13 protein-coding genes and 1 pseudogene are annotated in these 15009 nt (G+C 40.6%); 5 read left to right on the plus strand and 9 right to left on the minus strand.

Annotated features, from left to right (window positions below):
* Positions 1-9 precede the first annotated feature (9 nt).
* Entirely contained in the window at positions 10-291 is a 282-nt protein-coding gene (locus DW083_RS22355) for a hypothetical protein (protein WP_233551689.1), read from the plus strand.
* A gap of 16 nt (positions 292-307) precedes the next feature.
* Positions 308-1327, plus strand: coding sequence for an acyltransferase family protein (locus tag DW083_RS01635; protein WP_122331203.1), 1020 nt, complete (start codon positions 308-310; stop codon positions 1325-1327).
* Positions 1328-1367: 40 nt separating this feature from the next.
* Here DW083_RS01635 and DW083_RS01640 read toward each other — a convergent pair whose 3' ends face one another.
* The 5 genes and pseudogenes from DW083_RS01640 to DW083_RS01660 all read right to left on the minus strand — a co-directional run bounded on the left by DW083_RS01640 (position 1368) and on the right by DW083_RS01660 (position 7887).
* Complete coding sequence (locus tag DW083_RS01640) at positions 1368-2900, minus strand: lipopolysaccharide biosynthesis protein (protein WP_122331204.1); 1533 nt, start codon at positions 2898-2900, stop codon at positions 1368-1370.
* Positions 2901-2911: 11 nt separating this feature from the next.
* The gene (locus DW083_RS01645; protein WP_122331205.1) at positions 2912-3949 is read right to left on the minus strand and encodes a glycosyltransferase family 2 protein; all 1038 of its coding nucleotides are present in this window, start codon (positions 3947-3949) and stop codon (positions 2912-2914) included.
* Positions 3950-3968: 19 nt separating this feature from the next.
* Positions 3969-5762, minus strand: a complete 1794-nt coding sequence (locus DW083_RS01650; RefSeq protein ID WP_122331206.1) for an asparagine synthetase B — start codon at positions 5760-5762, stop codon at positions 3969-3971.
* 16 nt (positions 5763-5778) lie between these two features.
* Positions 5779-6937: pseudogene (locus tag DW083_RS01655) on the minus strand (glycosyltransferase family 2 protein).
* A gap of 11 nt (positions 6938-6948) precedes the next feature.
* The gene (locus DW083_RS01660; protein WP_115498940.1) at positions 6949-7887 is read right to left on the minus strand and encodes a UDP-glucuronic acid decarboxylase family protein; all 939 of its coding nucleotides are present in this window, start codon (positions 7885-7887) and stop codon (positions 6949-6951) included.
* A 207-nt stretch (positions 7888-8094) separates the two neighbouring features.
* Here DW083_RS01660 and DW083_RS01665 point away from each other — a divergent pair, with 207 nt between their 5' ends.
* The 3 genes from DW083_RS01665 to DW083_RS22360 all read left to right on the plus strand — a co-directional run bounded on the left by DW083_RS01665 (position 8095) and on the right by DW083_RS22360 (position 11873).
* On the plus strand, positions 8095-9276 hold the full coding sequence (locus DW083_RS01665) for a glycosyltransferase family 2 protein (RefSeq protein ID WP_370038576.1): 1182 nt from the start codon (positions 8095-8097) through the stop codon (positions 9274-9276).
* Between the two features lie 671 nt (positions 9277-9947).
* Positions 9948-10109: a hypothetical protein gene (locus tag DW083_RS22060; RefSeq protein ID WP_158543385.1), complete on the plus strand. Its 162-nt coding sequence runs from the start codon at positions 9948-9950 to the stop codon at positions 10107-10109.
* Positions 10110-10184: 75 nt separating this feature from the next.
* Positions 10185-11873, plus strand: a complete 1689-nt coding sequence (locus DW083_RS22360) for a PAS domain-containing sensor histidine kinase (protein ID WP_233551690.1) — start codon at positions 10185-10187, stop codon at positions 11871-11873.
* 24 nt (positions 11874-11897) lie between these two features.
* On the opposite strand, the gene DW083_RS01680 is transcribed toward DW083_RS22360, so the two are convergent.
* The 4 genes from DW083_RS01680 to DW083_RS01695 all read right to left on the minus strand — a co-directional run bounded on the left by DW083_RS01680 (position 11898) and on the right by DW083_RS01695 (position 15006).
* Positions 11898-13013: a universal stress protein gene (locus DW083_RS01680; RefSeq protein ID WP_115500301.1), complete on the minus strand. Its 1116-nt coding sequence runs from the start codon at positions 13011-13013 to the stop codon at positions 11898-11900.
* Positions 13014-13129: 116 nt separating this feature from the next.
* On the minus strand, positions 13130-13405 hold the full coding sequence (locus DW083_RS01685; RefSeq protein ID WP_115500302.1) for a DNA-binding protein: 276 nt from the start codon (positions 13403-13405) through the stop codon (positions 13130-13132).
* 113 nt (positions 13406-13518) lie between these two features.
* Positions 13519-14211 carry a phosphatase PAP2 family protein gene (locus tag DW083_RS01690; RefSeq protein WP_115500303.1) on the minus strand — a complete coding sequence of 231 codons (693 nt, stop codon included), beginning with the start codon at positions 14209-14211 and terminating at the stop codon, positions 13519-13521.
* A 27-nt stretch (positions 14212-14238) separates the two neighbouring features.
* Entirely contained in the window at positions 14239-15006 is a 768-nt protein-coding gene (locus DW083_RS01695; protein ID WP_122331209.1) for a tetratricopeptide repeat protein, read from the minus strand.
* Positions 15007-15009: the final 3 nt, after the last annotated feature.

The raw sequence follows: 15009 nt of genomic DNA on the forward strand, positions 1-15009 counted from the left end.
AAGCTGGTTATGTTAGACTTGCCAAATAAAGAAGCGCGTCAAAAAGCTAATTGCCATGCCTCTCATAAAGCAAACGAATATAAGCTCAATCAATATAAACTGTTTATAGAAAGCTCTTTATCACAAGCTCTTGAAATAAATAGAAGTACAGGGAAACCCGTTTTATGTACAGAAAACTTCGAGATGATATTCAACTCACAGTCTACGCTATACAATATAAAAAACGGCCAGTCCTTGCCTTTTATCCGGAAAGGGTTATTAAAATTAAGAAGCTTGATAAAGAAAATATAATTCAATAAAACTTCATATGATAAAACAAAAATCCTACCACATAGAAACGTTACGTGGGATTGCTATTTTACTCGTTGTGTTGGGCCATGTCATCGGTTCGACGTCGGAAGGAGGAATGAAAGTTGCCAACGATTCTTTCTTCAGATATATATATGATCTTTTTGTCAATATCCGGATGCCTCTGTTCACGGTCATCTCAGGATGGGTATATGCTTTGCACTCTGTAAAATCAGATAATATCTCTATTTTTATGCGGAAAAAGGTTAGGCGTCTATTATTTCCCATGATATTTGTTGGCTCCTTATACTTCCTGCTCCAATATCTCATACCCGGGACAAATAATAAAATGGTATTATCCGATATCTGGAAAATTTATGTTTTTCCTTATAGTATATACTGGTATTTACCCGCTCTTTTTCTTGTTTTTGTCGGTGTTGCGATCTGTGATATAAAAAAGTATTTGAATACGATCTCCGGATGGTGCCTTCTTATGCTTGTTGCATGTATATCGTGTTATTCAGAGCTAACAAGTATAATCCCCAAAGCTATCCCCAATTATTTTGCATTTAAAAATGCTTTTTACTTATCACCTTTTTTTCTCACCGGTGTAGGTATTGTCAGGTTTAAAGAAAAGCTATCAAGCCCTGTGATGATTAAAATATATTTAGCAGGTCTCATTATAGGAATCTGTTTACAACAGGTTAATTATTTTTATCCGCAGTTGACAGGATTCTATTCAAAATATCACTTATCTATAATTATAGGCATTCTTTCTTCCGCTTACCTCGTTAATCTGAAGTTAAACAATCGCTTTTTTATCTGGTTGGCTCAGTATGCCTATACAATCTACCTATATCATGGTTTTGGGACCTCCGGAGGACGAATTGTCCTTTCACGATTAGGCATACAAAACGAAATTCTTATATTTTTCTTTGCAGGATGTATCGCAACCTTCTGCCCTATTTTAGTTGAAAAAGTTTGCAAAAACTGGAAGATTTCAAGTATGCTGTTTTTAGGGACTGTACCTCGCAAATAGAAAAAAATTATTATGATGTCTCTCAATAAGCTTTCAATAATCAAATTAACTTTCTTACACGAACAAACAAATTTCTGATACCTTCTGAAAAACAATACAGAGTACTTCCGAAAAGTAAAAGAAATAATGCGGAACTGTAAATTGCAAATAATAGCCAGTTCATATAACCGGTATAAGGATTGACTATCGGGCAGAGACGTAACAAGAAGTCCGATGCATACCAGCAAACCGCCAATATTCCCAGATACTTAAAGATTTGTTTCCAATATTCAAAAACAGGCAAATGAAACCCTTCCTTATATAAGAAATAAGATTTCCAGATACAAACAATCGTTAAGGAACTAACAGTATCCCCCAATAGGACACCTGGTAATCCCCAAAAATAACCACCAATTAATGCAACAACTATTGTTATTATCAATATAGCAATAGCCGCCCATACATCTTGGAAAAGCCCATATCCCTGAATAAATTGGTCGTTAACACCCCGAAATTGATAAATAAAGAAATTACTCAGAATAATGATTAAAGTAATTCTATCCAATATATACTCATCTCCAAGCCAAACCCCCACGAATGGATTCACCAAATGATAAAGGGCAAATGTAAGAAAACCTGCAATCAAAAAGCGTAATGAATTGAGTTCCCAATATACTTGTAAGATTTTATCCTTATCGCCCTCAGCTATCAAATTTCCAATTCCTGCCCTCACACTTCCCAGTGTGCTATTTACTAATAGGTTAATCTTTGAAATAATCAGCATATAATTACCATAATATGCAACAATCTTCAGGGATGCAAAAGCGTAAACCAATAGAGGTAACAATTGACTACAACCAGCTCCGGCTAACAAATGGATAAACATTTGACGGGCTTTTGCAATAATAATTCTATTTTCCGAATATTTACGTTTTCCTTCTGTCAGACTTGTATCCAACCAAGGGTATATTTTTTTAATTTTATAATTTAATATACAGGAATAAAGAATACTAAAAATAAGCTCTATGGCAATCCATACATAATAATTCCCCCAGTAATAGGCAAGTGCTATCTGAAACAGGGTTTTAACCAGATTTACTGATTGGAAATAAGCAACGATCACATAATTACGTTGGTCGGCACTTAATAAAGTTTGCTTGTAATTGACAAAATACCCAAGCAAAGAGGAAGCAAGAAAACCGAAAAAGGCAAAATAAATAACCCCCAATTCAAATACCGTCTTCTTAAATATCAAAGGCAAAAAACAAGATAATACAACCCCTACACCTAAAATCAAAAGCCCTACATATCGATAAATATAACCAAGTACAGATATTATCTCACGAATCTTATCTTCATCCTTTTCGAAAATCGGCTTGTATAAGACAAAACCAATAGACAAGCCTATACCTAACTCTGCCAAATTAAGAAAGCCAAGCAAATTCAATAGAGTTCCTGTCAACCCGACAAAATCATCTCCCAGACATCCCAGAAAGATTTTCCTTGAAAAAAAAGAGATTACTAATGCTATGAAATAAAACAAAACATTGACACGAGCGTTCAATATACTTTTTCTGACACGATATTGAGGCATATTATTTCTCCTTATTCCTTTCCTGTCCATTGTCTTAACTTAATGGGCAGAATCAATAATTTATATGATACGAATACAAATGATTTAAAATACCAATACCCCAACTGTTTCGGTAATAGCTGATGGATATTTCGAACACATAATTTTATACCCGGCTTAAAAAGAAAAACCGCTTTGAGTGGAGAGATATATGTATGTAACCTGATAGACAGATAACTTGTATAATGGAGAGAACGATCTTTCGAATAGTAGATAATCCTATCAAAATACTTTGCTTTCAAAGTCTCAAAAGTTATATAAACACCAGCATTTTCTCTTAATTCCGGCGACCGGCTTATGTATTCAAACAAATATTCAATAATCCGTACGCGAGACTCCAGGTTTTTAACAGAAGGCCGGCCTGTGATAGAATTAGGTTGCAAATAATAAAAATACGTTTTCTCCTTCACTACGTAAGCATTGCAAGCTTTACAAGCAACCATAAAAGACCACAAATCGTCTTCGTGCAAAAGTCCTTCTTTAAAAAACAAATGTTCTTTTATAAGAAAAGAACGGTTGATCAATTTATTACAGGCCATAACAGTCCATTGAGCTTTTGAAAATGTAGATAAAACAGCCTTATTATCAATCAACATACCCGTATTCAATAATAAAGAGGGTATTTTTCTGAATGCTCCCGCTATTTCAAAGTCACCAATTACAAAATCAACCTTATATTGGATTGCTGCATCCGCCAGCAACTCTATACTATTTTCAGGCAAATAGTCATCACTGTCCAGAAAATAAAGATAATCGCCCGTAGCTTGTCGGATACCGGTATTACGGGCTGCCGAAAGGCCTCTGTTTTCTTCATGTTTCAGGATTGTAACAATGTTATGTCGAGGGGAAGTTTCCAACACTCTCCTGACAATATCCATCGAATCATCAGGAGTACAATCGTCAACCAAAATAACCTCAAGGTCTTTCCATGTCTGATCGAGAACAGACCGTAAACAGCGCTCGATATATTTAGACACATTGTAAATGGGAATGATAATAGAAACTTCCATATTTGTAATTCAAATAAGTTTAAAAAGATTTATTCCCCTCTCTCACAAACCTCTCCCACCAAACAGACAATGCCAGTAAATTGAAATACTGTATGGCCCTGTTCTGTTTGTACCAAAACCAATTGCCGGCTTCATGCGATTCTTTATCGTACTCTGCTATAAACTTTTCCACGTAGTCCCTGTTCAGAAAGTCGGAAACAACAGACGAACTAAGGATATAGTCGGCAATACGCGCACGTTGTTTGTCATTCTGGAAAAAGATGGGCATGGGAGCAAATCCTCCCTGCTTTTTCTTTGCGGTGATCGCATCCGGAAGCATCGGTTTATAGTGGTATTTCAACAAATACTTGGCCGTTGTTTCTCCTTTTGCTATTCGGAACGGACTATCTCCCTTACATTTATAGCAAACAGGAAGCCGCATCAGAAACCTATATAAATCCAGGTCCATATAAGGAAAAACAAGATGATTGTCGAACATATCGGCTATCTTAGATGCCTTAAACAAAATAACCTGGTTAATGATCTTCTCTAAATCACTCTTATATGCATGTTGCGTATACAGATGCTCGAAACTTCGCGTATCGGGATGCAACAACGGAGAATGTCGAAAAGAAGAAGGATCTTTCAGCAACTTTTTCTGTTGAAACGCCGGAAAACCAAACAAATCCCCATCCAAAATATGCAATACCTTATCCAGATGAAAACGCAGCCGATAGAAGCTTGTATCTTTATCGAAGGCAGGCCGGCTCAATATCGTATATAAAAGATTCATTACAGGCTTCATGCCATAGCGGGATATCAGATAATGCAAGGCTACCTCGCGTCCGGATGTCCCAAAATATTGATCGCTTCCATCGCCTCCGAGTATCACATCCGGCTTATCATTTCCTATCAGACGCATGACAACATAATTTACCATCAATCCGCCTTCCACAAAAGGATCACCCAATTGTTCGACCAAACCGGGCAGAGCCTCTATCTCACTCCCGTCTATCTCATATTCGGTATGAATAGTCCGGAATGTTTCAGACATACATCGCGCTAAAGGCAACTCTGTCCAGTTATCCCCCCTAAACCCTATTGAGTAAGAACGAATATCTCCATTATACAAAGAACGTAAAGCAGCCAGATTACACCCGGAATCATAGCCTCCACTTAGAAGAATACCTACATTCGTACTTTTCCCGATACGTTTCCTTATCGCACCGGCATGTAGGGCTGCATATTCGTCGGCATACTCATCCAACGTTTTTTCTTTCAATGGAACCGGGGTTATAGTATCAGTTGGGAACAAATAATCGGACTCAATCCGCCCATCCTTATAGATTAGGACTTCGCCGGCGCCTAATTTTTGCACTCCCGAAAAGGCCGAAGAAGGTGTTGCGATATAGCCGATAGATAAGAAGGAACTCAATGCCTGATAATTTGGAGTCGCATCAAATCCTTTTGTCAATTTCAGCAGAGCAAGGGAAGAGGCAAAATATGTATTCGTATAATACACCTGATCGGACAGGCCATGCCGGTCCCGAACGACCAACACAGAATCCGGTGTTCCCAGGATACAGGTAAAAGCGCCATCCAAACCGGCAAACCCCTGGATTCCTTTTTGAGCATATACAGAAAAAAACGTTTCTGCATCATCAATCAGACCGTATCCTAATTCTTCCTTATTATATAGTTCCCCGAAAAACCAAAGCTGCGTATCATTCCGCTGGTAACACCGGCAAGTTCCTTTATGAACAATGCCTCCCTCCTGCTTAGCTTGTGGTATTTCCGGGAGTTCACCTTTTCTATTCCAACATCCGACAAACATATCTATTTCTTTCTTATTATTTCACCCCATGTTCCGTATGGATAAACTTCTTGTTAGCTCCCCTCAGGCGGAAAAGATTCAGAAACATGCTGAAAAAAGTTTCCGGCAATTTCACAACGGCTATGAACAATTGTCTTGTATATAAACGTTTAGGGACGGCCAAGAGTAAAGAGACGATCAGTATACAGAATAATATCCACCACTTCAAAGAGATCGGCCAGGATATACAAGTAATAACCAATGCTATAATAAACGTCTCACCCAACAGAAGCAACCGCGGAATACTCATTTGCTGGAACATCTTATCACAAAAATCCCAATTCTTATCTAATATGGCTTGCGGCATATCGCCGATAAACTCTTTCAGATAATGGATCTGCGCCGAAAGCCAACGTCTTCTTTGGCGGGCAAAATCCCGACGGTTTTGTATCTTTTCATCCAGGACATACGCATCCGGTAAATAATCGATACGCTTGCCCGCCTTAAACAAAGTGAGTTCCAAAGCACGGTCAAAGCCTCCAATTGCATGGATGCCAGCCAACTCCTTTTTTATCAATTCGAAATCGAGGCCATGCCGGAACCGATCAGAGCGGCCGACAAGCCATATTCACATGTCCTTGCCGGAAAATGCTATTATTGATTTCTTCGCTTGCAGCATCCAGATAGGCCAGACTCGTATTCTTATTTTTAGCTGTCCGGTGCGTCTGATAACCAACGATATTATCGATAAAGGGGGCGGCATTAATCTGGTTGAGATAGTCAGGACCTATTGTATTATCGGCGTCCAGAATCAGTGCGATGTCGTAATCAGCCAAATGGCTCATCGCTAAATTCAACGCTTTCGCCTTCGTGCTATTCTCGAAACGGACAATCTCCAGGATAACAGGCATTGCTGCCAATCGTCCGTTCGTCTCTGCTCCCATCTGATCGGAGATAACAACGATATCGTACCGGTCACGCGGATAGTCCTGCTGCAAACAAGATTCTACGCATTCCATAATCACCAGGTCTTCCTTATAAGCCGGTATCAATATGGCTATGCGACGGAAAGCAGCGGAGTCCTTCCCTCTTTTCTTGTTCTTATGCATAGAAGCTATACTAAAAACGAACAAATAAAGTATATTAATGGAGAAGCTCAAAAACAGGACGATCTCCAAGACCTTTAGCGCTATCATATCCTCAATTTTTACAAACTCTGAAAATACCGGATTGTTCTCTTAAGCCCTTCTTCAAGAGGGACGGAAGGATACCAGCCACCGAGCTTCTCCCGGGCAAGCGTGATGTCCGGTTTCCGCTGTTTCGGATCATCGGAGGGCAACGGGCGGAATACGATTTCAGAACGGGAGCCGGTAAGACGAATGATATGTTCAGCCAATTCCACCATCGTAAATTCACCAGGATTACCGAGGTTAACCGGACCTGTAAAACTGTCTTCCGTCGCCATCATGCGGACCATTCCTTCGACCAGGTCATCCACATACTGAAAACTGCGGGTCTGGCGTCCATCGCCGTAAACTGTAATATTTTCATTCCGAAGAGCCTGAATAATAAAGTTTGAGACAACCCGTCCGTCGTGGACCGTCATATTGGGACCATACGTATTGAATATGCGGATAATTTTGATTTTTAGCTTATTCTGCCGGTGGTAGTCCATGAAGAGTGTTTCCGCAGCCCGCTTCCCTTCATCATAACAACTGCGGATACCGATTGTGTTCACATTTCCCCAATAAGATTCCGGCTGGGGATGAATGAACGGGTCTCCATAGACTTCACTTGTCGAAGCTTGCAGAATCCGGGCATCATGAGCCTGTGCCAGCTCCAGCATATTAATAGCTCCTAAGATAGAAGTTTTAATCGTTTTAATAGGATCATACTGGTAATGGATCGGCGAAGCCGGACATGCCAGATTGTAAATTTCATCAATAGCCGATGTTGTTTTATATGGAATGGTCACATCATGTTCTACCGACTGAAAGTTCGGATACACAAGCAATTCGCGCATAAGACTTTCAGAACCCGTAAAATAATTATCCAAACAGATTACCCGATTTCCTTCCCCTAATAACCGTTTACACAGATGAGAACCGATAAACCCCGCTCCACCGGTCACCAAAATAGACTTCATGTTTTTTTACCCTTAGATTCGTTGATTAATATTATTCTTTTTAACAGTTGACAAATGTAATGATTTGTTTTGGACAAAATCATGAAAGTCTTGATTATTATGCATTATTTGAAATAATAATATTGTTTCCATGCTGAAGGATGAAAAAATAATTATATTTGCGTCGCTTGGCATAATATTAAGTTACGCAAAAACAATATGGAACAAATGCACACTCTCTTTATTATCCTCTTTTGGTTAGGATTGGCTGTTGTCTTTTACACATATATAGGGTATGGAATCCTGTTATATCTATTGGTACGCATCAAAGAGTTGTTCAAAAAAAGAGAGGCTTTGCACCTGCCCGAACCGCTTCCGGAAGTTACTCTTTTCATAGCTGCTTATAATGAAGAAGATATTATAGCGACAAAAATGGAAAACTGCCGGAACCTATCCTATCCTGACGGCAAACTACGGATTGTATGGGTAACAGACGGATCAAACGACCACACAAATGAGCGATTAGCAGCATATGAAGACGTCACAGTCCTGTTTAATCCGGAAAGGAAAGGCAAAACAGCAGCCTTAAACCGGGGTATGCAGTACATTTCTACTCCTTACGTCATTTTCACCGATGCCAATACAATGCTGAATACGGATGCCATAAAAGAGATTGTCCGTTGTTTCAGCGATCCCAAAGTAGGCTGTGTAGCCGGTGAAAAAAGAGTCGACACACAATCAGCCCGGGGAGCTACTGCCGGTGAAGGAATTTACTGGAAATACGAATCGGCCTTAAAAAACCTGGATGACCGCCTTTATTCGGCTGTCGGTGCTGCCGGAGAATTATTTGCCATACAGACCGGGCTGTTCGAGCAGATGCCTTCGGACACTTTGCTCGACGATTTTATCCTTTCACTCCGTATTGCCGCCAAAGGATATAAAATTGCCTACTGTAAAGAAGCCTATGCCACAGAAACGGCTTCACTGAATATGAAAGAAGAAGAAAAAAGGAAAATACGAATAGCTGCGGGCGGCCTGCAATCTGTCTGGCGGCTTAAAGGACTGCTCAATATTTTCCGTTACGGTACGCTCAGTTTCCAATATGTCAGCCATCGCGTGTTGCGCTGGACACTGACTCCGCTAATGCTTTTTCTTTTATTGCCCGTAAACGCAGTATTGGCCATTTCCGGAAATTCCTTTTATGCCGGATTACTGTTCCTGCAACTACTTTTTTATATCGCTGCCTACGCCGGCTACCGGATGGAACAACGAAACCTGCGGAACAAACTGTTATTCGTCCCTTACTACTTCGTCTTTATGAATATAAATGTAATCAGGGGATTCTTTTACCTGATCCGAAATAAGGGAAACGGGGTATGGAGCAAGGCAAAGAGAAGTCCGTCTTCCTGACTTGTCAAGATCGTCTGCGAAATGGTATTGCAGTACTTCATGGGGTTATAGTCTCGTAAAGGAATGAATAACCCGGCAGATAGAATGAACGACGCGGAATGTGTGCCCCCTCCATACCTACCCGCTATTCATGTCACAGCCGTAAAACAAAAGAAATCCAACTGTAACATAGAAGGAAGACAGTTGTGACATGCAAAGAAGACAACCGTAACATGCAATAGAGGACCGGTGGTTATCCGTTATTGATTCATTATTTGACAGATGCAATGAACCAACTATCTAAACGGAAAATGAAGGGAGACAGTCAGTTGTACCTTTCTGAAAAGACTCAGAGAATATTTTAGGCTGGAAGTTTTGAATAACCAGAGTTCTTAATGAACTCCGGTTATTAATGGAAGCAAAGATAAAATATTTATAAATACAACTCTTTGTTTTCCCTTTATTTTTAAGGTGTACGCAAAAAAACTTTTCTTCCTTTTCACATAAAGAAAAAGAAAAAGTCCTTTTTTGAGTATTTCAAACCAAAATACCAAGTCAAAATTATACCCAATAATATTTATTGATTCTTGTTGTATAGTAAATATTCCCGTACAAGACGGTTCAGCAGCCTTATTTTTTATAATTATTTCAAAGTTACCGGAGTTCATTAAGAACTCTATAAAACATCAATTATGGTTATATCCAATCCTAAAATGCACTGTATCAACGACACGCTTACCCATCTGATGCTAACCGAGCGTAATGACGATTACGCTTTCAACAGCATATGTGTCGCAACCAAGGAGGGACTCTACTCTGCTTCTACCGTAGAATTTGGTTTTACAACAACATAACTTTATCCAATCACATACACGCCGTTACACATTAATCAATAACAACAATAAGAGATGATTATTCTTTCTAAAAACATGAAAAAGTATAGGGTATTTCTTTTTCTGATTTTCTTGCTCCAGGCAATATCCTTCGATGGTTCAGCCTCCACCAGGCAGGATATGGGTCCGAAACGGCTGGAAGTAACCCACGAATACGACAAAAGTTACCTGCAAATCAAAGCACACCCCTTCGAAATAGCAGGCATCTGTTTCACAGCCTTCCTGTTCATCTTCTTCCTGACCAAAAAACGCAAGCATAAAAAAGAACTCGACAGGGTACATACCGAACTTACCATCGCCCTCGATGCCGTCTATATGGCCGTATGGCGGTACGATGTCAAAAAAGAGGTTTTCACGGCAGTGCACCGTGTCGGCATCCCGACTACCGGTATGACCAAAGCTGAATTAGGCTCCAAAATACATCCGGAAGATATGCAGAAATACGAAAATTACCTTCATGCCTTAACATCCGGAGAGGAAGAAATAAAAAACGAAGTATTCCATCTCAACCTCGACAACGGAAACGTCTGGACCGACGTCTACGCAACCGGATTAAAAGACAAAAGCGGGAAAGTGAGTCATATCATCGGCACCGAGCGGAATGTTTCCGCGGAAATGAAGCAAAAGAACATATACGACAAAAACAAGCAGATGCTCGAATTTGTCCTCAAAGCGGTCCACATTACGCCTTGGGAATATGACGTAGAGTCGCAGACGGTTAATATCAGCGACAACTTCCTCCAGCAATCCAATCTCTCCCAAAACTCCGTCGCGCTGGACGAGATCCTCAAATATATGTATCCTTCCGACGCCCAACTCCTGATCCAAGGGCTGAGTAACCTGATTGAAGAGACATGCAGCCTGATGGTCATTCAGATACAGAGCAAGGAGCCGGGAATGGAAGACTACCAGTGGTTTGAGATGCAAGCCGTCGCTTATCAACGTTATGAAGACGGGCGGGTACGCAGTATTATCGGTTTGAAACATGATATCACCGATCTGAAACATACCGAGGAACTGGTTCGCCTGCGTGAAAAAGCCGAAGAATCCAACCGCCTCAAAAGCACTTTCCTCGCCAATATGAGCCATGACATACGGACACCGCTCAACGCCATTGTAGGTTTCTCGACGCTTATGGCCGAAACGGACGACAAAGAAGAAAGGCAAGAGTTTGCCCAAATCATCGAGGCAAACAACGACATGCTTCTTCATCTGATTAACGATATCCTGGATATGTCGAAGATAGAAGCCGGACAGATGGAATTCATTTATTCGGAGGTGAATTTGAATGACTTGATTCAAAACTTAGGATATACTTTCCGGTTCAAAATAAAGAAAGAGGTCTATATGTCCCTGGATATACCATCGGAACCTTACATATTGTACACTGAAAAGAATCGTTTGACACAAGTCTTATCCAACTTTATCAGCAATGCCTGCAAATACACATTCGAAGGATCCATAACAGTCGGTTACGAAATCGAAGGCAAACAGATTTATTTCTATGTAAGGGATACCGGAAAAGGAATTGAGAAAGAGAACCTGCCCCACGTCTTCGAGCGCTTTGCCAAATTCGACACTTTTGTAAAAGGAACCGGACTGGGGCTTTCGATCTGCGAACTGATCATACAGACATTAGGAGGTGAGATTGGTGTGGAGTCGGAAGTTGGGAAAGGCTCTACGTTTTGGTTTACATTACCGATTTCTGAAAGAGTCGAGAGTTGACAGACGTCAACTCTCAACAATATTCTATGAGTGCATCACCAACAAAGGCGTGTCGGTATGGAATAGCATCTTACGGGCAATCGAAGGATTGAACATACGGGCCAGGATATTCCTGCGGTACGTGCTCAGCGCTATCACATCGATATCTTTGTCGCGCACGAATTTCTCAATCGCCAATAACAGATCGCCATCGTCCAAAACCGTATGGGTGATATGAGCATCCGGATATTGCTTTTTGAAGTATTCATTGACACCGGTCAGACGGATTTCATTCCATTCATCCTTGCTGGTCGAGATATTGAACAAATGGATATGCACATCATACGGTTTGATGATTTCCATAAATTCGTCAAAAGCGACCAGGTCACGCTGGTTGAAAGAGGTCGCAAAAGCGATGTTTTTAGCCTCACTCAAATCTTCAAACGGGACATTTTCCGGAATAGCCAAAACCGGAACTTTGTTTACTTCAATCACTTCACCGGTAACACTACCGATCAGATCCATGTCTTTCTGGCTCTTTCCGCGAGTACCCATTACAATCAATGTCGGATGATATTCTTTGCAATATGCAATAATCTCTTCCTCCGGTAACCCTTCACGAAGTACATAATTGTATTTCACTTTGGGAAGTTCGCCCGACTGGATTTTACGGTTGATCATCGTACAGATATTTTCCATATCGATATTGACACGTTTCAAGACATTCTGTGTCGTCTCTTCCTCGTTCACCTGGTAAGCCAGCGTATCGCCCATCGGAATAGCGGACGGGAAATACGGGCTGAAATAAGCATGCATGATCATCACTTCTGCTCCGATCTTATGGGCATAATTAATACCTAAATCACATGCTTTTATCGAATAATCGGAAAAATCTATCGGTATCAATATTTTCTTTTCCTGATGGCCGTTTTTTTCCTCTTGTTCGGTGTCCTCGCTAAACCACTTGCTATCTTCAATGATACGCAAGGCATGAGGCAGATCGCTTTCTTTAATCCGCACACGTACACCGGCCGAAACAACCGGTTGGATCTGGTTTACATTATGTATGTAGACTTCAATCCCCTCTGTTTCAAGCATCGTTTTGAGAATTTGGGCTTTCTCGAACGTGTGAATTGCTAACGTTACTAATTTATCTTCCATACTCGTGTGTTTTTATAGATTAAACAATCGGAATTCGCTAAAAGTTGAATAAAAAAAATCCCACAGCAGCATCGTTTAGATTCAGCTATGGGATTCTTCTGTAACAATGAATTTCTTTACGCTTGCTGTGCTTCCGACACTTCGTCTTTTTCTGCGAGTATCTGCAAAGCACGTTCAAATATTGTGGTGTCGTCTAATACAACCAAACCTCCGTCAGGCCCTGGTTCAATATGTATTCCACAACTCTTGCCATCTTTAAAATTATGCCCACCGAAATAATTACGAACAGTTTCAACAGTGATACCCAGTTCATCAGCAATCCGGTGGGTACTTCCGTCAGGCAGGCTGTCTTTCAGTCTGCGGAGTTCATTAAATGTAATAGTCTTTGTCATGGCTTCCTTATTTTGAAGGTTAATACTTTGTTTAATTTGATGCCACTAACTTAATCATTATAAATTACAGCAACAAATTATTCATCAAAAATTAATATGCTTTACGACATGTATTATTTTTGAAGGCAAGCGGCCAATGGCTCATTAAAAATGAGAATGACAAGAATCGTCAGATATATGGCATAGACAATGAGACGGATACGTTGTTTTGAATATAACGGCTCATCTTGTTTTACCTCTGCCGGCACTAATTTTGAACGGCTAAGAGAATAAAGCCAATACACTAAATAACCGAAGAATACTCCCACAATAGCTCCCGGCACAATATCCGAAATAAAATGGACTCCCAAGTAAACCCGCGTGTAGGCAGTCAAAAACGCCCAGAAAAAGAGGGTCCAGCCGAATAACTTATCCCGCATAATTAACGTCATAAGCGTTGCAAAACCAAATGCATTCGCCGCATGGCTGGAGATGAAACCATAGAGCCCTCCCCGATATCCGAAAACGGTTTTTACCAGATACATAAAATCAGGATGATGTGTCGGCCGAAAGCGGGTGAAAACAGGCTTGCAGAGGTGGGAAGCAAATTGATCGCATAAGGTTATAACCAGCGCAATTGCCAATAAAATAAGTAGAGATTCGCGCCAGTTCTTTTTATAAATCAAGACCAGAAGAATAAAAAAGGCTAACGGCAGCCAAACTGCCCTCCCTGTAAAGATCCACATAAAACGATCCAGGAAAGCAGAGTCGCTGCCGTTGAGAGCTAAGAACGCATCGCGCTCATAAATCAATATTTTTTCAACCATAGTAGGATTAAGTTTCGATGCCGGATATTAAATGATTTCAATGTCTTTACTCGGCATCCATCCTACATTTCCATCTTCCATTGCTATTTCACTCCAATCTCCCAGTTTACTTTTAATGGAGACTTTAGTTCCTTCATGCAAAATAAAAAGATCTGTTCCGCTTGCATCCGGAGAGCTCTTTACCGTAACAGTCGGAGCAAATACAATTGCACTTTTCCGGTTCACCAGTTCACTCTTCTGATTGCTGGCAAAGATATTGGAAAAGATAACCAAAACCAGCAATACCAATCCAAGATAGAAGCCGATCTTCTTCAGATGAATCCACTTAGAGAAGAAGAACAATATCAAACAGCCGATAAACAGAATAAAGCAGACGATACCCATCTGAGCCCATGAATCGGCAGCACCCATATTCTGCACTTTATCAAACCAACGATGAAGAAAGAAGTCGCCAACCGGTTCGATCTTATCTACCGATTTCTGGCGCGCCAGTTGCAGATTGAAGCGGATATCTCCATCTCCCGGATCCAACAGCAAAGCCCGCTCATAATTCAGAATGGCCGGGGCAATCTTATTTTCCTTATAATAGGCATTTCCCAAATTATAATAGATTTCAGCCGATTCGCCATTACTCTTCAGAAGCCCTTCATATAGTTCGATAGCCTTGCCATAATCTTCTTTCGTATAGGCAGCTTCCGCCTCTTTGATCGTTGCCTCCTGGGCGAATGCACCAAAAGCGACAAACTGGACCAAAAGGAAGAATACGATCTTTTTCATATTTATATTCATCTTCATCGC

The sequence above is a fragment of the Parabacteroides sp. AF48-14 genome, from assembly GCF_003477465.1.
GTDB classification, from domain to species: domain Bacteria; phylum Bacteroidota; class Bacteroidia; order Bacteroidales; family Tannerellaceae; genus Parabacteroides; species Parabacteroides acidifaciens.